The organism is Chryseobacterium sp. MEBOG06 (assembly GCF_021869765.1).
GTDB lineage: Bacteria > Bacteroidota > Bacteroidia > Flavobacteriales > Weeksellaceae > Chryseobacterium.
Genome location: NZ_CP084580.1, coordinates 3,104,495 through 3,124,913, shown reverse-complemented (window position 1 = coordinate 3,124,913; position 20,419 = coordinate 3,104,495). Strand labels below are relative to the sequence as shown.

General features: G+C 36.5%; 21 protein-coding genes. 14 read left to right on the top strand and 7 right to left on the bottom strand.

Features of this window, described 5'->3' with window-relative positions; translation table 11 throughout:
* Positions 1-10: 10 nt before the first annotated feature.
* Positions 11-211, bottom strand: coding sequence for a hypothetical protein (locus LF887_RS14345; RefSeq protein ID WP_236854931.1), 201 nt, complete (start codon positions 209-211; stop codon positions 11-13).
* Between the two features lie 338 nt (positions 212-549).
* On the opposite strand from LF887_RS14345, the gene LF887_RS14340 reads away from it, so the two are divergent.
* Both LF887_RS14340 and LF887_RS14335 read left to right on the top strand, forming a co-directional pair.
* Positions 550-1,251 carry a DUF6261 family protein gene (locus LF887_RS14340; protein WP_236854930.1) on the top strand — a complete coding sequence of 234 codons (702 nt, stop codon included), beginning with the start codon at positions 550-552 and terminating at the stop codon, positions 1,249-1,251.
* 273 nt (positions 1,252-1,524) lie between these two features.
* Positions 1,525-2,112: a hypothetical protein gene (locus LF887_RS14335; RefSeq protein WP_236854929.1), complete on the top strand. Its 588-nt coding sequence runs from the start codon at positions 1,525-1,527 to the stop codon at positions 2,110-2,112.
* Between the two features lie 197 nt (positions 2,113-2,309).
* On the opposite strand, the gene tpx is transcribed toward LF887_RS14335, so the two are convergent.
* The gene (gene tpx, locus LF887_RS14330) at positions 2,310-2,879 is read right to left on the bottom strand and encodes a thiol peroxidase (RefSeq protein ID WP_236854928.1); all 570 of its coding nucleotides are present in this window, start codon (positions 2,877-2,879) and stop codon (positions 2,310-2,312) included.
* Positions 2,880-3,298: 419 nt separating this feature from the next.
* On the opposite strand from tpx, the gene LF887_RS14325 reads away from it, so the two are divergent.
* The 7 genes from LF887_RS14325 to LF887_RS14295 all read left to right on the top strand — a co-directional run bounded on the left by LF887_RS14325 (position 3,299) and on the right by LF887_RS14295 (position 10,075).
* Positions 3,299-4,432 carry a PCMD domain-containing protein gene (locus LF887_RS14325; RefSeq protein ID WP_236854927.1) on the top strand — a complete coding sequence of 378 codons (1,134 nt, stop codon included), beginning with the start codon at positions 3,299-3,301 and terminating at the stop codon, positions 4,430-4,432.
* A 1-nt stretch (position 4,433) separates the two neighbouring features.
* A complete protein-coding gene (locus LF887_RS14320; protein ID WP_236854926.1) occupies positions 4,434-5,222 on the top strand; it encodes a porin family protein in 789 nt (262 codons plus the stop codon).
* Between the two features lie 275 nt (positions 5,223-5,497).
* Positions 5,498-7,126 carry an NADP-dependent glyceraldehyde-3-phosphate dehydrogenase gene (locus tag LF887_RS14315; protein WP_236854925.1) on the top strand — a complete coding sequence of 543 codons (1,629 nt, stop codon included), beginning with the start codon at positions 5,498-5,500 and terminating at the stop codon, positions 7,124-7,126.
* A gap of 153 nt (positions 7,127-7,279) precedes the next feature.
* Positions 7,280-7,792, top strand: a complete 513-nt coding sequence (locus LF887_RS14310; RefSeq protein WP_236859508.1) for an RNA polymerase sigma factor — start codon at positions 7,280-7,282, stop codon at positions 7,790-7,792.
* Between the two features lie 11 nt (positions 7,793-7,803).
* Complete coding sequence (locus tag LF887_RS14305; protein ID WP_236854924.1) at positions 7,804-8,619, top strand: hypothetical protein; 816 nt, start codon at positions 7,804-7,806, stop codon at positions 8,617-8,619.
* 341 nt (positions 8,620-8,960) lie between these two features.
* Positions 8,961-9,461, top strand: a complete 501-nt coding sequence (locus LF887_RS14300; protein WP_236854923.1) for an RNA polymerase sigma factor — start codon at positions 8,961-8,963, stop codon at positions 9,459-9,461.
* 23 nt (positions 9,462-9,484) lie between these two features.
* Complete coding sequence (locus LF887_RS14295; protein WP_236854922.1) at positions 9,485-10,075, top strand: hypothetical protein; 591 nt, start codon at positions 9,485-9,487, stop codon at positions 10,073-10,075.
* A gap of 65 nt (positions 10,076-10,140) precedes the next feature.
* Here LF887_RS14295 and LF887_RS14290 read toward each other — a convergent pair whose 3' ends face one another.
* Positions 10,141-11,676: a S41 family peptidase gene (locus LF887_RS14290; protein ID WP_236854921.1), complete on the bottom strand. Its 1,536-nt coding sequence runs from the start codon at positions 11,674-11,676 to the stop codon at positions 10,141-10,143.
* Between the two features lie 220 nt (positions 11,677-11,896).
* Here LF887_RS14290 and LF887_RS14285 point away from each other — a divergent pair, with 220 nt between their 5' ends.
* The gene (locus LF887_RS14285) at positions 11,897-12,994 is read left to right on the top strand and encodes an MBL fold metallo-hydrolase (RefSeq protein WP_236854920.1); all 1,098 of its coding nucleotides are present in this window, start codon (positions 11,897-11,899) and stop codon (positions 12,992-12,994) included.
* Here LF887_RS14285 and LF887_RS14280 read toward each other — a convergent pair whose 3' ends face one another.
* Entirely contained in the window at positions 12,995-13,282 is a 288-nt protein-coding gene (locus LF887_RS14280) for a GNAT family N-acetyltransferase (RefSeq protein ID WP_236854919.1), read from the bottom strand.
* 456 nt (positions 13,283-13,738) lie between these two features.
* On the opposite strand from LF887_RS14280, the gene LF887_RS14275 reads away from it, so the two are divergent.
* The 4 genes from LF887_RS14275 to LF887_RS14260 all read left to right on the top strand — a co-directional run bounded on the left by LF887_RS14275 (position 13,739) and on the right by LF887_RS14260 (position 17,411).
* The gene (locus LF887_RS14275) at positions 13,739-14,200 is read left to right on the top strand and encodes a hypothetical protein (protein WP_236854918.1); all 462 of its coding nucleotides are present in this window, start codon (positions 13,739-13,741) and stop codon (positions 14,198-14,200) included.
* A gap of 109 nt (positions 14,201-14,309) precedes the next feature.
* Positions 14,310-15,215, top strand: a complete 906-nt coding sequence (locus LF887_RS14270) for a helix-turn-helix domain-containing protein (protein WP_236854917.1) — start codon at positions 14,310-14,312, stop codon at positions 15,213-15,215.
* A gap of 81 nt (positions 15,216-15,296) precedes the next feature.
* Positions 15,297-16,298, top strand: coding sequence for an aldo/keto reductase (locus tag LF887_RS14265; RefSeq protein WP_236854916.1), 1,002 nt, complete (start codon positions 15,297-15,299; stop codon positions 16,296-16,298).
* Positions 16,299-16,418: 120 nt separating this feature from the next.
* Complete coding sequence (locus LF887_RS14260; RefSeq protein WP_236854915.1) at positions 16,419-17,411, top strand: MBL fold metallo-hydrolase; 993 nt, start codon at positions 16,419-16,421, stop codon at positions 17,409-17,411.
* 197 nt (positions 17,412-17,608) lie between these two features.
* Here the strand turns inward: LF887_RS14260 and LF887_RS14255 are convergent, their stop codons facing one another.
* The 3 genes from LF887_RS14255 to LF887_RS14245 form a co-directional block, all read right to left on the bottom strand.
* Positions 17,609-18,409, bottom strand: a complete 801-nt coding sequence (locus tag LF887_RS14255; protein ID WP_236854914.1) for a DUF1223 domain-containing protein — start codon at positions 18,407-18,409, stop codon at positions 17,609-17,611.
* Positions 18,410-18,650: 241 nt separating this feature from the next.
* On the bottom strand, positions 18,651-19,412 hold the full coding sequence (locus LF887_RS14250; protein ID WP_236854913.1) for a LytR/AlgR family response regulator transcription factor: 762 nt from the start codon (positions 19,410-19,412) through the stop codon (positions 18,651-18,653).
* Entirely contained in the window at positions 19,393-20,409 is a 1,017-nt protein-coding gene (locus LF887_RS14245) for a sensor histidine kinase (protein ID WP_236854912.1), read from the bottom strand. Before LF887_RS14245 ends, LF887_RS14250 begins: the two co-directional genes overlap by 20 nt.
* Positions 20,410-20,419: the final 10 nt, after the last annotated feature.

Sequence of the window (20,419 nt, the reverse complement as noted above, 5' to 3'; positions counted from 1 at the left end):
TATTATTTTTTTAAATATTTTTCATCATTTTTTTGGTTTCTTCTGCAATAATGCTTTTGGATTTCTTAAATAAAATAGTTCTGAAATCTTCACAGCATGCTTTAATTTCAAACTCTTTCTGGGTTTTTATAAATTGTGGTTTCTCATTATGTTTAGAACATTTTTGGCTTTCAATCTTTCTTTTTATTAAAGAATTATCTAAATCACTCATGGTTGTATCTTTTTTAATTAATTATCAAATTTGTAGAATTTCACTTAGTTTCAATTACGGTTTACCGTATGTAATCAAAAAAAATTTCCAATCTCAAAACAACCCTGTTTGCAACCTCCACAACCTCTCCGGAACTCACATTCACTAGTAAAACAAACCTCCCGAGCGCTCCGTTGGTTTAAAACAATAGTGTTTGTGACTTCCGGAGCGCTCCGGAAGTCTCCTGCAAGTTGTGGGAGACCTCCCGAGCCCTCCGGAGATTTGTTTTAAGGGTGTTTGTCACTTCACGATTTTTTTATATATTTGATTTCTAAGTAATTAATTAAAAACATAAATCGATGAACATTGCACTCACCAAACTGAGTACTAAAGATCTTGCGACTTTGGCTCAGAGAATTATTTCCAATTTCCATTCAGGAAAATATCCTGTAATTACTAATCATCCTCTTATTGCCACTTTGGAAGCTTCCTATGCTGAATATGATAAGGTGTACGTGAAACATATATACAGTGGAAAAGGAAAAGATGTGGCAGCCCTGGATCATGAAAGGGATCTCGCTTATAGCAATATAAAAGCCTTTTTGAATGGCTATCGAAAACTCACTTTAATGGCCAATTATAACGTGGCAGAAGAACTTTATCAGGTGTTTAAAACTTTCGGATTAGACCTTGATCGTCTGAGCTATTCTTCCCAAACTGCCCAGATGAAAAAGCTGATCGAAACACTGGAACTTCCGGAAAATAAACAGAAGATGAAAATCCTTTCGCTGGATGAAGCTTTTGAAGAAATGAAAACAAAACATGAGGAATTTGAATCTGTATTTGCAGAACAGGCAGAAGCGAACGCAGGCCTCCGCCTTATGTCCAGTGCTTCCGCTATCCGCAAAAATCTGGAAAAGAATCTTAAATCCTATATCAGTCTGCTTACCATAATGAAAGATGTCCCGGGTTGGGAGCTTTTTTACACAGATAGTAATGAACTGTTAAAGGCGGCAAAGAATTCTTCTACAGGAACCCCCAAACCGGAAAATCCATCTTAGAAATCCATAAAAAAAACTCAGCATTGCGCTGAGTTTTTGTTTTTATAGTAGATAGAATCCTTGCGTCTTTGCATGCTTCCAATTTGCCTATTTCTTGTTGGAGAATCGCAAAGATGCAAAGGTTTTTTTAAAATAACTTAATTGTACTTCATATTCACAAAGCTTGAAACTTAAAAAAGGCTTAAGTGTTCAAAACTTTTGTGCTTTAAACAAAATAATTTAAAAGTTTCCAACCCTTTTCATTATTCGAGCATCTTTATAGAAAAAGAGACTATGAAAATTACGATACCAAAGCCGTGTCACGAAAACTGGGACGGCATGTCCCCCGAAGAAAAGGGTAGATTTTGTTCTGTATGTTCAAGAACAGTGCATGATTTTACTGCTTTTTCAGATGAAGAACTGATCAGTCGTTTTAATTCTGATGAAGATCTGTGCGGACGGTTTCGGGAGGATCAGCTGGGGAAAAATCTTAATTTTTCAATAGCCAGTACAATGGCATTGGGACTATTAGCTGCCGGAGGTTTTATAACAACAGCCAATGCACAGGAAACCAAGCCTCAGGAAATAAAGATTACAGATGCAATTACAGGATACATTGGTAAAGTGGCTCTGACGAATACGGAATATAAACCTCAGCCGATCAGGGTAGGAGCGTTTTCTTCAAAACCGGCTGCGAACCCTTTAATTATCTTAGATAATAAACAGATTTCACAGGAAGAACTGAGAATGCTAAAACCGGAAAATATAAAAACAGTTAACATTCTGTCTGCCGAAGAAGCAATCCTGCGATATGGTAAGAAAGGTAAAAATGGAGTAGTGGAGATTACTTCCGAAGAAAAGAAGTTTAGAAAGAAGAAATGAAAATATAAATAGGATTCGGAATAGAGATTTTAGAACCAAATAAAAAATAAAAAACCCTCTAAAAAGAGGGTTTGCTATATTATGTTTTACAAGTTTAAGTAAACATCCGCATCCGCAATTATCGATATAATAATATTATCGATATAATAATATTATCGATATAAAGAATTAATTACATTAAAAGCTGTAAAGTTTTACTATTTCACAGCAGCAATTGCTGCTTCATAATTAGGTTCCTGCGAAATATCAGCTACCTGCTCTTCATACACAATCTTTCCTGAAGGATCAATAACTACAACAGCTCTGCTTAAAAGACCTTTCATAGGAGAATCTATCAGCTCTACCCCGTAGTTCCATCCAAAATCTGAACGGAAATCCGAAAGCATCACCACATTTTTGATTCCTTCCGCACCACAAAATCTTTTCTGAGCAAAAGGAAGATCTTTAGAAATACATAGAACTACCGTGTTCGGAAGATTACCTGCATTCTCATTGAAATGATGTACAGAAGCAGAACAAACCCCCGTATCTACACTTGGGAAAATATTAAGGATTACATATTTACCTTTGTAAGAATCTAAAGTCTGCTCCTTCATATCAACATCTGTGAGCGTGAATTTAGGGGCAGGCTTATCCACTGCTGGTAATGCAGAATAGGTATGTACCGGTGTTCCTCTCATCAAAATGGTATTGGCTTTTTTAGTATTCTGTGCGAAAATAAATGCTGAGCAAAATAATAAAGTGCTGAAAACTGCTTTTGAAAACATGAAATTTTATTTTTCAGTAAAATTATTCTTTTTTTACTTGCCGACACTGATTTTATTTAAAGAGCCTGTCTAAAATTTTATAGGTTTCCAATTCTTTAGCTACAATGAAATTTATATAACCTGTCATTTTCAAACACTTTACTTCACTTTAGGACGTTAATATACTTTTGCATAAGTAAGTCCACTTTAGAAAGACATCAAAGATTTTCACAAAACTTCCTTCTACTTTATATCCATGGAGCCTAAAACTTAAAATAACTAAAGTGTTAAAAAAACTTTTGTGTCTTTTAACTTCGTTGAATCTTCGATTTGTAGTTAAATTCAGATGAGTTTAAACAGACTTAAATTACATTTAATAAAGTCTGAATACCAGAAAAAGTAGGTGGGTTCTTACCTGTATCAGGAAAAAAATTCATACCTTGAAAACAGGCTTTTCAGAACCTGGCCTTGTTTTTATACCATCACCTATGAAGAACATCAGCTATATCTTACTGTTTTTAAGCAGTTTCCTTTTTTTATCCTGCATTCAGGCTGAACTTCCCAATGCAGAAGCAGATATATTATCCTGCTCTGTAGATCCGGATATCTTGCGAAAAGATCCTATTATCCAAAATGACCGTATCCAGATTCTGGTGAAGTCTTCCACAGATCTTACCCAGCAGGCTCCCGTTTTCACCCTTACACCGGGTGCTGCTATTTTTCCTGCAAGCGGAACAGTGCTTAATTTTACAAAACCTCAAACTTATACAGTAACTTCAGAAGACCATCAGTCTCAAAAAAAATATGAGGTTTCTTATGTGATCTCAACCATAGGTTCCAAATTCAGCTTTGAACAAGTACGTCTTGAAAACGGAAAATTTGATGTGTTTTTTGAAACCGATCAGAACAATCATAATATTATGGACTGGGCCAGTGGGAATCTGGGTTTTGCTCTTACCGGAGCCTCTTCCACTCCGGAAGGATATCCTACAGCACGCTGGGCAGAAGGGAAAGTTGGGCAGGCCGCAAAGCTGACCACTCAGTCTACCGGAAGTTTGGGAGCGATAATGGGTAAGCCTATGGCTGCGGGAAACCTCTTTATGGGAGAATTTGATTTAAGCGCTTCTATATCAGATCCCTTAAAAAGCTTACATCTGGGAGTGCCTGTAGATCTGGTACCTAAGGGAGTAAAAGGGTTTTTCAAATATAAGGCCGGACCGGTATATAAACAAGGAGGAGTGGTGCAGCCCAATAAAAAGGATACATGGGATATCTATGGTGTATTTTTTGAAACAGACTCAAACCTGAAATACCTTGACGGAACCAATAAATTTACCCATCCCAATATTGTCTCTATTGCCAAAGTGACCCCGGCACAACGGATTGAAACTTCAGAATGGACCTCATTCTATATTCCTTTTGATATTGTCAATAATAAAACGATCGACCCTCAGAAGCTAAAAGACGGAAAGTACAATCTGACACTGGTGTTTACCTCAAGTATTGATGGAGATACCTTTGCAGGAGCAGAAGGAAGCACACTTTTAATAGATGAGATCGAAATAACACATTAAAATGAAAAACAATTCCAATCTTCTTTTTATCTCTTTTTTAATTTTTCTTGGAGCAGGAAATTCATTAATCTTTTCCCAGGACTTAGGTCCTGATAAAAAAGAATCAGGAAAAATGGTGTATCAGGTGCGGGCCGGAATTAATATCGGTGGATTTACTCCCATACCGATCCCTGCTGAAATCAGAGAGCTCAGCAGCTTCAATCCGATGCTGAACATCAGTGTCGAAGGAAATGTAACCTACTGGCTGAAACAAACTCCAAATTCTTGGGGATTCCGCACAGGAATCCGGCTGGAAAATAAGGGAATGAAAGCTGATTCCAGAGTTAAAAATTACGGAATGGAAATTATAGGAGGAGAAGGAGAGAGGGTAGCGGGAAATTGGACAGGCGGAGTGTCTACCCACGTCGCCAATTCATATATCACCATTCCGACGCTGGTTGCTTACAAAACAAATGACCGCTGGTCTTTCTCAGGAGGCCTTTTCTGGTCTCTTCTGGTGGATAAGAACTTTTCCGGATATGTATTTGACGGTTACCTTCGGGAGGGAGGTCCTACCGGTCCTAAAGTGGTTTTTGAAGGAGATAAAACAGCTTCTTATGATTTTTCAAATGACCTGCGACGCTTTTCTTATGGAATTCAGGTGGGAAGTGCATGGCAGTTTTCCAGACATCTCAATGTTTTTGGAGATCTTAGCCTGGGCTTAAATAATATGTTCAAATCTGATTTTAAAACCATTACATTTAAGATGCGCCCTGTTTATCTGAATGTAGGGGCGGGATATAGTTTTTAAACAAAATTCCTAAAAGGGAAATAGTATTCTTTGTTTAAAATAATCAGCAAAGCTTTTTAGACTTTTTTTTTGTTAACCCCTTGGAAAGATTAAAAATCTCTTTAAGTTTTTCCTCGTGTCAAGGATTGGTCATCTCGGTCTTTCAACATTAATTTTGATTCAAATACCCGTCAAATAGAGCAAATCTATCAGTGGTCTCTTTTTAAAATCAATTTTAACATCTACCTTTATTCTGTAAAATTTAAATCACACTCAATTATCAAAAAATAAAATTTATGGATTCAGTAAATACACCGTCATTTCACGATATTTTTAAAAGCGAAAACGAAATTCCGGAAGAATATAAAGTTCCGGTCATTCATCAGAGTACCTATCTTTTGAATGGTGAACTGGTAGAATGGCACGGAGAGGTTACCAATATTTATTCACCTGTTTGTATTCCTACAGAAAACGGATTGGAAAGAAAACTGCTGGGAAGTATACCCAATATAGGCCCGGATGAAGCGATGGAAGTGCTGGATGCTTGCGTGAAAGCCTATGATAACGGACTTGGAGAGTGGCCCACAATGTCTGTGGAAGGAAGAATCAGGTGTATGCAGAAATTTGTATATCTGATGATTCAGCAGCGCGATCTGGTTATTAAACTGCTGATGTGGGAGATTGGAAAAACATTGGCAGATTCTACGAAAGAGTTTGACCGTACTGTAGATTATATCAATCAGACTATTGACGCTCTGAAAGACCTGGACAGAGAATCTTCCCGTTTTCAGCAGGCAGAAGGTACAATAGCACAGATCAGAAGAGCACCGCTGGGAGTTGTTTTAAGTATGGGACCATTCAACTATCCCCTGAACGAAATTTTCACCACACTGATTCCTGCCTTAATTATGGGGAATACTATTTTGTTTAAACTTCCAAAACACGGTGTATTGGCCCATTATCCTTTATTGAATGCCTTTAGAGAAGCCTTCCCGAAAGGAACAGTAAATACTTTATACGGAAAAGGTTCGGAAATTATCACTCCAATCATGGAAAGCGGTAAAGTGAATGTGCTGGCCTTTATCGGATCAAGCAAAGTAGCAAACGGATTGAAAAAACTACACCCGAAAGTGAACCGCCTGAGAGCAATCCTTAGTTTAGATGCTAAAAATGCAGCTATTGTAACTAAAAATGCGAATCTGGATGTAGCAGTGAGTGAATGTATGCTGGGAGCGCTTTCTTTCAATGGTCAGCGGTGTACGGCATTGAAACTGATATTCGTTCAGAAAGAAATTGCTGCAGAGTTTACAAAGAAATTAAGTGAAGCGGTTTCTGCTATGAAACCCGGACTGCCATGGGAAAAAGACGTGAAGGTAACCCCGCTTCCGGAAGTGAATAAACCGCCTTATTTGAAAGAATGTATTGATGATGCCTTGCTTAAAGGAGCTTCAGTCTTAAATAAAGACGGAGGTTATACCGAAGAATCTTTTGTTTTCCCGGCTGTAGTTTATCCTGTCAATAGTGACATGAAGCTGTATCATGAAGAACAGTTTGGTCCGGTAATTCCTGTAGTGCCATTTGAGAATATAGAAGAGCCGATAGAATATCAGGTAAATGCTTCTCATGGGATGCAGGTGAGTATTTTCAGTGAAGATCCTCAGGAAGTTGCCAGGCTTATTGATCCTTTCGTAAATCTTGTGAGCCGTGTGAATATCAACTGTCAGGCACAGCGTGGTCCGGATGTATTTCCTTTCACAGGAAGAAAAGACAGCGCTGAAGGAACGCTTTCGGTTTTTGATGCCCTACGTTCTTTTTCTATAAGATCTCTGGTAGCAGCAAAACTTACAGAATCTAATAAAGAACTGCTAAATACCATCGTGAGAGAACATGATTCCAATTTTTTAAGTACAGACTATATTTTTTAACAATAAGACCTGTTTGTATTTAACATAAAATAAAAATCCTCAAAAAACATCATTGTTTTTTGAGGATTTTTTAACTTAATGCCGGGAAATTAAAGTTTTGTGTTATAATATGGTGGCATTGTGTAGATGCTGCCCAAGGATTTGTCTGTACGTATGTCTTCACTGGAAAAAGAATTTTTAGAGAAAATAGAAAAGCACAAAGGTGTTGTTTTCAAGATATCTAAAATGTATATGGATAATAAAGACGACCAGAATGACCTCTATCAGGAGATCATCTATCAGGCATGGAAATCATATGGTGATTTTCAAGGGAGAAGCGACTTCTCAACATGGCTCTACAGAACTGCGCTTAATACTGCAATTGTTTTCCTTCGAAGTGAAAAAAAACGTAGTTTTATCCGGAATCAGAATATTGATGGATTAAGCAGTCCGCAAGAGCCCTATAATGACACAGATGATAGAAATATGAAGTTGATGTATGAAGCGATCCATCAGTTGAGCCCTATAGACAAAGCACTGATTTTTTTCTTTTTGGAAGATTTTCCGGGAAGAGAAATTGCCCTTCAGCTGGGAATTACGGAAGTAAATGCCAGAGTAAAACTGAAAAGGGCAAAGGAAAAACTGAAAGAAATCATTGCAAAACAACAAAGAACAGGTTCAAACTAAAAGACAAGAGAATGGAGCTAGAAAACTTTAAAAAACTTTGGAATAAAGATACAGGGCAGGAGCCGCCTGAAATTTCTCTGGAAAAACAGCGTGAAATACACTCTCCGCTGCAAATGCTGAAAATCAATATGAAAACTGAATTTTGGCTGATGGTCGTTACGCTGCCATTACTTTTAACCAGTTTCCCATTTGCTTCTACGGATTCTAATATCAAGATTATCTCTACATTTGTCACCATCCTCACGCTTGCTTTTATAGCGTATTTCTATTCCAGGTTTCTTACCCTTTATAAGTTGCTCCAAAAGAACAGTATTAATACCAATTATGATCTGTTTAACCTCAAAACCAGGCTTCTCATATCGAAAGAGATCTATATTTCATATTACATTTCCTATATCCCTTTGGGCTTTCTGCTGTCTCTGATCAAGATCAGTTTCCATTTTGAAATGGAATATAATCTGGCAATTTTCGGAATAAGCCTTTTGGTTACGCTCCTGCTGGTTGCTTTCATTATAAAATACTGGATCTATTATATGTACGGAAGATATATTGATGATGTGGTACGTTCGGTAGATGAGCTTAACGGAATTGAAGTAAAGCCGAAAGTTGATAAGAAAAAAACATGGTTTGAGCGGACACAAAAATTCTTCATGATGAAATGGGGGATTAGAGGAAATATTCTGAATACCGTTGTATGGTTTGTTTCAATGTATATTTTTATCATCTTGTTTCTGACATTGGTTCTTCTAATCATTATTATCATCGGTGCCAAATTCGATATTCTTGATATCGGAACGTTACAAAGAGCTTTAAACAGACTGAATTAGAAATAGAAAGCCAGGAAATCTGGTTTCTATCACATTTCTTATAAAAATCCCCAAATTCATCCATGAAAAGTATAGTATTTTTACTTTTTTCCTACTAAATTTTAAATATAATCAATAGAAAAGAGAAATTATAAGCCTGATTTTAATATTTATTATGAGAATTAGCTGATCAAAATAAATTCTTTCAAAATTATTTCATGCAAATACTATTCTGAAAAATAGCAGCAGTTTAAAAAACATAATGAGAGCCTGACAATATTTTCTGTTGGGGTTTTTACTTTTTTTGCCAATATCTGTAACAATTTTTTTTAATGTAAACTAACTCTACAGAGCAACAAGCCATGACCTTATTGGAACAAGAGTTTATAAGTAAGATTGAGAAGCATAAAGGAATCATTTTTAAGATTTCTAAAATGTACATGACTGAAAAAGATGACCGCAGTGATCTTTTTCAGGAGATTACCTATCAGCTCTGGAAAGCATATCCGGGCTTCCGGGATGAGAGTAAATTTTCGACCTGGCTGTACAGAATTGCTTTAAATACAGCTATTATCTTCCTCAAATCGGAAAAGAGGAGAAGTTTTATCGGACGCGAAGATTTTACCAATAATATTATAGTTCAGGAAGATTATAACGATGATAAAGAAGAGCGGCTGTCTAAGATGTATAAAGCAATTCACCAGCTCAATCCTATTGATAGAGCCTTTATATTTTATTATCTGGAAGATTTCTCAGGAAAACAGATCGCAGATGAAATGGGTATTTCTGAAGGAAATGTAAGAGTGAAAATGAACCGGGCTAAGAATAAACTGAAAGATATCTTAAGCCAAAATACAAAGTAAAAGAACCTTAAAACAGAAGTCCAATGAATATTGATGAATTGAAAAATACCTGGAACGAAGATATTGCGGAAGAAACTCCCGAAATAAGTACAGAACAAAGAGATGGAATCAATCTTCCTCTCGAAAAAATCCGAAAAAACATGCGTAAAGAGTTTTGGGGGGCAATAGGAATCTTCGTTTTTGCTTTTATGGTTTGTGGCATGTGCAAACCGTTTAAGCTTCAATTGTATATTACAGTACTGATTGCTTCAATGCTGATTGTTACTGTTTTCTTTTTCAGTAAGTTTTTTAAACTTTACAATGAAATCAGTAACCCCGTGCTTAAGACTTCTGATGCTCTGAAGGATTTGGTAATGCAGCTGAATCTGAATAAACAGTACTATTTTTCATACTACATCAGTTTTGCTCCATTTCTGGTATGCGAAATTCTTATTGTGCTGGAATTTATCCCCTGGCCTAAACCTTTGAGCGAAATAAAGATTGCTTCAATACTAATCGGGACAGTGGTAATAGGTATGTTTTTACTGTATATGCTTGGAAAGTTTTGGTTTTACCGTTACTATGGAAGGTATATGAAACCTATAGAAAATCTTCTGGCAGAGTTGAAAAAATAAAAATCTCCGGCGGGCTGAAAGCCCGCCGGAGATTTTTATAATGAAAGGCTTAATCCAATGAATTTTTAATCCTTATCTATTTTTTCTTTAGCGATTTCATTTTTTATCCAATCCAGCTGAGGGTCTTTTTTATCAATAATATCCTGCATCGTTTCATTAATATGAATATCCGGAACGACTCCTTTTTTTGAATCTGAAAAATCAATATTCGGCTGTACAAGAAGGAGACCGATAGGAAATCTAATTTCAGAGTTGGGCAGCTTCTGATAAGAATAAAAACCAGCTACGGTTCCGTCATTGGCTCCTCCTGTTTCTTCTCCCACAAGGATCGCTCTTTTATCATTTTTGAGTTTTGCTGTGATGATAGAAGAGGCAGAGAAACTGGCTCCGTTGATCAGTACAAATACTTTTCCATGAAATGCTTCTTTATTAGGCTTTGTAGGCTTATCTGCTTTCATCTTATAATATACCTTTCCGTCTTTTTTGTAGGTGCTGAAAGCCTGGGCAAAAAAGTAACTTGGATAAGCAATACTTTTAAAAGCATATTCCAGAGGAGCGCTTTTTCTGAAATAATTGGTTCTCAGAGGTGTGCCTCGTGAAGTGACCTGAGAAGGCTTTATCAGGGTAAAAGGCTTGTCTGCTAAATAAGAATACAGATTATTGATCTCATAAAGAGAACCTCCATAATTATTTCGGACATCAATGATCAGATATTCTGACTTTGCATCTTTGATCTTTGAAAATGTCTTTTTATAGAACTCATCAGAGTAATCTCTTGAGAAGCTCTTTACTTTTATATAAGCAATAGTACTGTCTTTATCAAGGAATTTAAAACTCCGGTTGTAAGAATTGCTGGAAGCTACATAGTCATTCAGTTTCTTTTCCTGAGTTCTTTTCTGCATTTCCTTGTCCTTTTCAACGTCGGTATTTGATTTGGACTCCCTGCTTAGGGTATAAGTGCGCTTTTCTCCTTTGTAAATAGTTTCAATAACGGCTTTGCTGGAGAGACCGTGCTCTGCAGTATAAAAGTTAAAAAACAGATCCTTTAAAAAATAAGACTGGAAAGTGGTATTGTATCCGTCACTGCTGATCAGGCTTCTGTATTTTTTTATATAATCTGATACCGGAACATTATTGATGGATAAAATTTCAGTGCCTGGTTTTATATCTTCAATAGAATCTTGATTTTCAATGATGTACATTTGATCACCCTCTACGTAATATTCAAAACGGCTGAACAATCCTTTTTGATGCTCAAATTTTTTAATTTCTCTTTTGGTGAATTTTTTTCTTGGAATTCGTAAAGAAAGATGCCCTTCACGAATTCCGGCAATCACCGGTTGAAGCTTAAAATAAAACTGAAGAGGAGTAAGCGGTTCAGTGATCGTCTTTTTAAGACTGTCAAATTTAAGTTCCAATTCCTTCTTGGGAATATACCAGTACAATTGCGGGTGCATTTGCTGGAGTTTGGAATACGCGTAATCTATGTCCTCTTTAAGCTGCTCCGGGGGAATACATGAAGCCCGCTGTTCGTTATGTTTTCTGATAGATGCACATGACGACAGTATAACGAGAAGAAATATTACCGAATAATTTTTCAATATACTTTGAGTTTTTAAGCTGCTAAAATATAAAGTTTTAGGCTAATCATCATCTAAATGAATGATAAATTTTATGAAATACATGATAAAATTAGTTAAAAAGTGAGTTGTGGTACAAAGCAGTAAGAGCTTTATGTCTTTTGCTGTTTATCTTTAAAAAGTTCCCCCGGATTTTTTATTTAAAAACAAAAGTCAATACATTTGATACTTATTTTTGCAGATGATTTACTGGATTATTACAAGTGTGGTTATACTGACTATTACCTTTTTTATTGTGATCAATATGAGGGTCTTCGGTGCAGTACCAAAAGGAAAACGGTTGAAACGGATTCAGCAGTCACGGCTTTATAAAAAAAAGCAGTTTCAGAATATCAGTCATACCCCTTCTATCACTGAAGGGTATAGTATGGCCAAAGTTACTTATGATTTCATTTTAGGTAAAAAAGATCCTTTGTTAAAACCCCTGAAAGACATTCCTTCTATCCATACAGACTTAAAAAGTATCGATAAGAGCACAGATGTATTTATCTGGCTGGGACATTCTTCTTATTACCTTCAGACTAATGGGATTTCATTTCTGATAGATCCGGTTTTAAGTGTATATGGCTCTCCGTTTAAATATTTTAATAAAGCATTCAAAGGTTCAGACATCTTTAAACCTGAAGATATTCCGGAATTGGATTATCTGGTGATTACCCACGACCATTTTGACCATTTGGATTATCCTACAGTCAGATCAATCAGAGAAAGGGTGGGGAACGTCATCCTGCCATTGGGAGTCGGTGCCCACTTTGAAAGATGGGGTTATCATGAAAGTCAGCTTATTGAGGAAGAATGGGGCACTGAAGTTGAATTAAAAAATAATATAAAACTGGTTTTCACTCCTGCCAGGCATTTTTCGGGCAGAAGGATAAAGCAGAATGATACCCTTTGGTCTTCTTATGTTTTGATAGCACCCTCAAAGAAAATATTTCTGGGAGGCGACAGTGGATACGACGCTCATTTTAAAATGATCGGTGATAAATATGGCCCTTTTGACTATGCTATTCTTGAAAACGGACAGTATGGAGAAGCCTGGAGGTATATTCATATGCTTCCTGAAGATGTAATTCAGGCAGCAGTTGATATTCAGGCCAGAAAGATTATTCCTGTTCATGCAGCAAAATTTGCGCTTGCCCTTCACCCCTGGAATGAGCCTTTACAAAAGGTTACAGCCCTCGGAAAAGCACAAAACCTTGATATTCTTACTCCAATGATTGGAGAAGTGGTGGATCTTGACCGGTCAGATCAGCAATTTAGAATCTGGTGGGAAGACTGATCAGGCATGCCAGATATCTTTATATCTTGCCGGATGATTTTCAAACTGTTGTCTTACAAAATCACATTCCGGATCTACAAGCAAATCTTTTTCTTCTGCATAGCGAACCAGCTCATCCAGTAATAATTTGGCATATCCTTTCCCTTCGCGTTCTTCATCAAGCTTGGTATAGTATACTATGAGTAGCCTCCCATCAACCTTTATGGACATATAACCTGCTTTCTGATCATCAATAAGTAGCTGCAATTCATCCTGATATGGAGATACTTTAAATTTTATATTTTCCATAATTACTGAGATTTGATTGATTTAAAAAAATAGACTGGAGAATTTCCAAAAACATTCTCTCCTTTAAAATTACAAAATTAATTGATATGGAATAATAGTTTTCGGGAATCTTAACGAATTTTATAATTGTAAAGATTAAAGATTACGGATAACAGATAACAGATAACAGATAACAGATTTATTTTGGTAAATATCAATATCACCCATTCATCAGAAATTTTTTGTACCTAAAAACAGATAGAGCAATTTTTTTATTCCCAGTGTTTAAGAAAATAAACAGCCTGAAAAACAGTGGCTTTTGAAATAATAAACAACCTTCAATAGTATATGATTGTATAGAATATTTCAAAGATAATCAGTTATTTATAGCTTTTTTTAACAAACCTTTGGGTTTTAATTTAATTCTTGGCACTCTAATTGACTATATTATAATGCTTAATTTAAAAGAGGAATGAAATGAAAAAGTTATTATTAACCGCATTTTTGATCGGGACATTCAGTTTTAGCTTTGCCCAGTCAGAGTATTATAATGATTACAGGAGGAGTATTTCGGATGTTAACTGGCAGACGGTAGTTGCTGATCTGTTACTTTCTACAACGCAGGCTAATCAGGTTTATGCATTAAATGATAGATACCGTGATTATAATTCATGGAACAGGGTATATGTAGTAGATCCGGGAAGATGGAGAGGTGAGCGATACAACGAGCTGGAAAGAATTCTGGGGAGAGAAAAATATATAGCCTTTAAAAAAAGATATTATAGAGGACAAAATCCTGTAATGGTCTACGGAAGAAATAAAAACGATTATAAAAAATACCGCAAGCAGCAGCAGAAATATTATAAAAACCAGGAGAAATACTACAAAAAACAAAACAAACATCATGGTCATGGTCATGGACATGGTGATTGGGATTAAACCATTATCAACTATATATTCACTTTACGTGGCTGGCATTGCTGTCAGCCGCTTTTTTTTTGAAAATTAATTTATAGTTTAATTTGTTTGAATTTTATAATTTTGATCTATGGAATCAAACGAATCATTAAATGGCTTTTACGAGCGCAATGCTTTTAATCTAGGTAAACCTTACGCTGGAGTAAGTAAGCTTGGACATTTCAATGTGTTTTCAAGAGAGTACTGCTCTCCGTTGACTCCTTACAGCAGGCGGGATTACTATAAAATATCTTTGATTATTGGAAAGGGGAAGCTTCACTATGCCGATAAATGGATTAAAGTAGATCGTCCGGCATTACTGTTTTCAAATCCTATTGTTCCTTATTCATGGGAAGCTGATGATGATGATCAGCAAGGCTGGTTTTGCCTTTTTACAGAACAGTTTTTACAGAATGGAAGCCGTTTGGGAAATCTTCAGGATTCTCCGCTTTTTAAAATTGGCGGAACTCCGGTTTTCTTTGTGGATGAAGATCAGCAGGGTATACTTTCGGATCTATATACAAAAATGATGACTGAGATTCAATCGGAATATATTCACAAGTATGATATACTCAGAGCCTATCTTCACGTGATGATTCATGAAACCATGAGAATGCAGCCGGCAGAAGATTTTGAGCCTTATCAGAACGCATCACAGAAAGTAGCCTCTTTATTTATGGAACTGCTTGAAAGACAGTTTCCAATTGACAGCCCTGAAGCTTTCTTAAAGCTAAAGACGCCCAATGATTATGCACAGAGCCTGTCTATTCATGTCAACTCCCTCAACCGTTCTGTGAAAGAAATTACAGGAAAAACGACCAGCCAGCAGATCACAGGCCGAATCATTCAGGAAGCTAACGCTTTATTAAAACATACAGACTGGAATATTGCCGAAATTGCCTATGGGTTAGGTTTTGAAGAACCTTCTTATTTTACCAATTATTTTAAGAAACAAACCGGACTTACTCCAAATGCACTTAGAGCGAATTCTGTTTGAATTTTATAATTATTAGTTTGAATTCTATATCGGTGATATCTGATTCATGATCTAATTTTGTCTTATTAAAATCAAACCATCATGAAATTTAAAAAATTAGGAAACACCGGAGAGCAGTTATCTGCAATTGGTTTAGGATGTATGGGAATGAGCTTTGCTTATGGCCCAGCAGATGAGCAGGAAAGTATCAATACCCTGCATAGAGCATTAGATTTAGGAGTTAATTTTTGGGATACGGCAGATATGTATGCTAACGGAGAAAATGAAAGGCTTATTTCTAAAGTTCTTGTACCCAACAGAGATAAAATTTTTATCGCTACCAAATTTGGATTTAGGTTCAAAGATGGTACTGCAAGCCATAGCGGAGCTCCGGGAACTTACTTTGACGGTTCTCCTGAATGGATCAGACAGGCGGTAGATTTAAGCCTTCAAAGATTAAAAATAGATACCATTGATCTGTATTATGCACACAGAGTAGATCCGAATATCCCTGTTGAAGAAACAGTAGGAGCAATGGCAGAACTTGTAAAAGCTGGAAAAGTGAAGTATATCGGGTTATCTGAAGCGTCACCAGAATCTATCAGAAAAGCTAATAAAATTCACCCAATTGCAGCCTTACAGTCAGAATATTCTATCCTTACCAAAGATGTTGAAAAAGAAATTCTGCCAACGATCAGAGAATTGGGTATTTCATTAGTTCCTTATTCTCCGCTTGCAAGAGGACTTTTTGCCAATATCAATGAAGTGCAGAATCTGGGAGATGACGATTTCAGAAAATCATTACCACGCTATCAGCAGGAATATCTTGAAAACAATACAAAACTGGCTAAAGAAATCAACGAATTTGCTGCTTCAAAAGGGGTGAAAGGCACCCAGTTGGCCTTGGCATGGGTATTGAACCAAGGGGATGATATCATTCCGATTCCTGGTACTAAACGTATTAAGTATCTGGAAGAAAATATTGCAGCAGTCAATATAGAACTTTCCCAATCAGATCTGGATACCATTGATGCTATCCTGAAAAAATATCCCAATGTAGGAGAAAGATACAGCGAAGGTTCAATGAAATTGGTCAACAACTAAACACATTCACCAAATTGAGATTGAGTTCCTGAATAACAGCAGGAACTCAATCTTATATAATAGCTAATGCAGTTCCTCCATAAACGGAGGTATTTTAAATACAACATCACAAATTGAAATATGAATAGAAGAGAACTTTTAAAGAGCGGTTTATTAGCCGGAACATTAAGCTTTATCCCATTTTCCAATGTGTTTGCAGAAATGAAAACAACACCGGAAAAAGAGAGAGAGGATTTATCAGGTTTTAAAAAGATTGAATTGGGGGATCTTGAATTGTTTATTCTTACCGACGGATATATTCACGAAACCAATCTGGATTCATTTGCACCAAGAGGGAATGTTTCGGAACTGAAAACGATCTTAAAAGACAATTTCAGACCTGAGAATTACATCGATATGGCAATCAACGTTCTGCTTATCAAAACAAAAGACAGGCTGGTTTTACTGGATGCGGGAATGGGAATATTTGCAGATGAAAGAACAGGATTTCTGGTAAAAAGTCTTCAAAAGGCCGGGTTCTCTGCGAACGATGTGACAGATGTTTTTCTTTCTCATGCCCATCCTGATCATTTCGGAGGAGTAGTGGACAAGCAGAATAATCTAGTATTTCCAAATGCAGCTCTTTTTATGTCTAAAATAGAATATGATTTTTGGATGAAAGCTTCCGTTAAAGATTTTGGAAACAGTGCTCTGAAAGCTCACCCGGAATTTCTTACCAAGACTATTGTGGCAATACAAAATATACTGAAAACCATCCAGCCAAAAGTGAAATTCTATGACATGAACACTCCGTTATATGAATATTTTAGTTTTCAACTGGCTCCCGGGCATACACCTGGTTTAACCATAACTACTGTTTCTTCAGGGGATGAAAAACTTATATATATTGCAGACCTTATTCATTCTGATGTCATTCTTTTTCCTCATCCGGATTGGGGCTTTTCAGGAGACACGGACCTGGATATTGCGACAGCTTCAAGGAAAAAACTTCTGGAACAGCTGTCACATACCAAAACCAGAGCATTCGCCTGCCACTTACCATGGCCGGGACTAGGTTTTACAAAGAAGAAAACAAGCGGATTTCAGTGGTTTCCGGAAAGTTTTATAAACTAAAAGGGAAGAAACAGATATTAGAAAGATTACTTATGAAGGACTTCGATGATTCCTTTTATTTGAAATATGACTATAAAATCAAAAGGAGCGGGCTTTAGCCCGCTCTCATTATAAATATCCATTCTACTGGCTTTAGCCAAAACCTGATTTCAGAATTAAAAATATTTTTCATTTGCAAATACACAGATTTCATAACGCTAAATTCGTGTACTCGTAGCCTTATAATTCAATAGTGCTTTTGTAGCTCCAGAGATTTCACCTGTTTTTGTATTCTGAATAAAGGCAATTATTTCCCAGTTTTCCGGAGAAAAATGTTCAGGAAGACTGAAGGCAACAGTTCCTTTTTGTGGTTTATTTAATGAGATTATATTCTGCTTGTGGACGATTTGCCAGTGCTGCAAATGACGGCCTTCATTTTCACCTTTATCCACCTGAGTGGAAGACTGTTTTTCAATCAGGCTTATAAGAAGTACTTTTTTAGGATCAGCTGAAGAGGCATTGTACTCGATATTAATTTGATTTTGAGAGATCTTTGCCGAAAGATCAATGCTGTTGTTTTTTGAATTGAAGAAAGCTTTCTGAATAGCATTTTCTACTGCATTGCTGTCAGAACCTACAAATTCAGCTCTCCCGTTAACTACTAGTTGAGGAGTATAAACCTGTGAATTTAGCATGTGGCTGTACTGCTGCTGCCGTTGTGAATTTTCAGCAGAACTGAAACGGTCTTTCCATCCCAGGCGGTTCCAGTAGTCAACATGATAGGAAAGGATGTATACCGGTTGGTCTTTATATTCTTTTACAACTTTTCCGATCAGTTCATCAGCCGGAGGACAGCTTGAGCAGCCTTCTGATGTGAACAGTTCCAATATAGCAAAACCATTGTTTCCGGAGTCAGTATTCTGTGAGGTTTTTTGTACTTTATCTTTTTGTACAAATGCGAAAGCTGCAAATAATAATAAGGTGAAAGCACCTACTGAGATTAAGTTTCTTAATACCATGTCTTTTAATTTGGTTCAAAAGTAGATACTCCGCAATTCCCGGAGAATATGAAACTGGTTTAACCGGACAAATGGAGAGGCGAATCAGGAAAATAAAAGGGATGATTTTTTTAAGAATAGATAGTGGAGGATAGAAGCCGGAAGTCATTGTAAACCATATTCATTGTGTCATTTGAAATATAAATTCCTATAAAAGGAAAACGTTTCTCTTTTTGACTTCTATCCTTCTGTATATGCTTTGTTATCTGTTTTCCAGCCAGTTGAAAAAACTATGCGTTTTTTCCTTATTAATCAGGAGTTGTTCAGGAGTTTCAATCACCAGTTTAACGAGAATCTTGCGTTGAAAATAATGTTCCATTTCTTTTATAGCTTTAAAATTAACGAGATACTGTCTGTTGATTCTGAAAAACTGCTTATCAGAAACCTGTTCAGCTATTTGGCTAAGCGGGGGAGTAAGCTGAAACTGTTCTTTGGTAAAGGTCACCAGATGGGTGATTTCATTATGAATATAAAAATAAGCAATATCTTCCGTAGGAATTGTGGTGTATTTTTGATTTTTAAAGACCAGAAAACTGTTTTTACCTGAAGGCTGATTGATTTTTTGTAAAAGAGATTCAAGGTCCGGCAGTTCATTCTTCTGAAAAAATATCTTTAATCCGTCAACTTTTTTCAATGCTTCTTCAATGTCCTTTCGGGAAAAGGGTTTTAAAACATAGTCTACGCCTTTACTTTTAAAGGCATCCAACATATATTGATCGAAAGCAGTACAGAAAATAACCGGGCAGGTAATTTCTATGGTTTTGAAAATTTCAAATGAAAGCCCGTCTGAAAGCTGAATATCCATAAAGATAAGATCAGGCTGTATATCTTTAGACAAGGCTTCAATGCTGGTTTCAATACTGTCGTAGGTTCCCAGTATTTTTGAATCGGGTTTTAAGTCTGAAATTAAACTCTGAAGAGCTTTTGCAGCTCTGAATTCGTCTTCAATGATGATGATATTCATGAATTATCGGTAGTTTTATCTGAAAAGTTTTTTCGTCTGAATGAATGGTAATATCCTGTTCCAAAAGATGTTTATAACGCATTTTGATATTGTCAAGGCCTACGCCTAGAGAGTCTTCTATGGCGACTTTCCGTTGAATAGGATTTTCTATGACCATGGTATCAGGAGCATTATAAATTTTAATATGTAAAGGCTTACTGTATGAAACGATATTGTGTTTTATGCAGTTTTCAACCAGAAGCTGAAGAGTAAAAGGTGGAATAAGGGTTTGCAGCGTTTCACCTTCAAGCTGGTTGGTAAATGTAATCCCATCCCCAAACCGGGCTTTCTGGAGGAAGAGATAAGCTTCCACTATTTTCATTTCTTCCTGAACACTGATCAGATCCAGTTTTCTGCTTTCCAGGGTAAACCGGTAAAAATCAGAAAGCTTTACAATGAAATCTACCGTTTCGTAGTCGTTGGTCTCTGCCATTAGTTTTAAAGTATTAAGGCTGTTGAATAGAAAATGAGGATTGATCTGCTGTTTTAAGAGCTCGTACTGAGCCCCAAGATTATCACTTTTTACTTTCTCAAGTTCAAGCTGAACCTGCTGACTGGCATAATTGTTCTGCAGCAAGGTTAAAAACATATAACATACTAGATTGATTAAAATCCCTCTCACTTCGATCATCAGCATTACCGGGCCAAAGTTGATATGCGAAAGGATCAGCTGCTGAATCCATGCCAGCCCAAACATAATGACCATCCCAAATGCTAAAATGACGAGTAACCTTGAGTAAGAAATATGCTGTCTGCGCTGTCTGGCCGAACGATTCAGCATATAAATGTTAATATACCACATAATAACGGAGAATGCAGCTGTTATCGATGAGTTGACGAGAGCTTCCTTCCAGTTGAACTCATGATAGGCAAGCTGCGGCACAGAGGATAGAATTCCGAGAAAAAGGGAACTTATCCAGATGGTTGCTTGTGAAATTTTTATTTTTTGCTGTTGCATAGAACTGCGG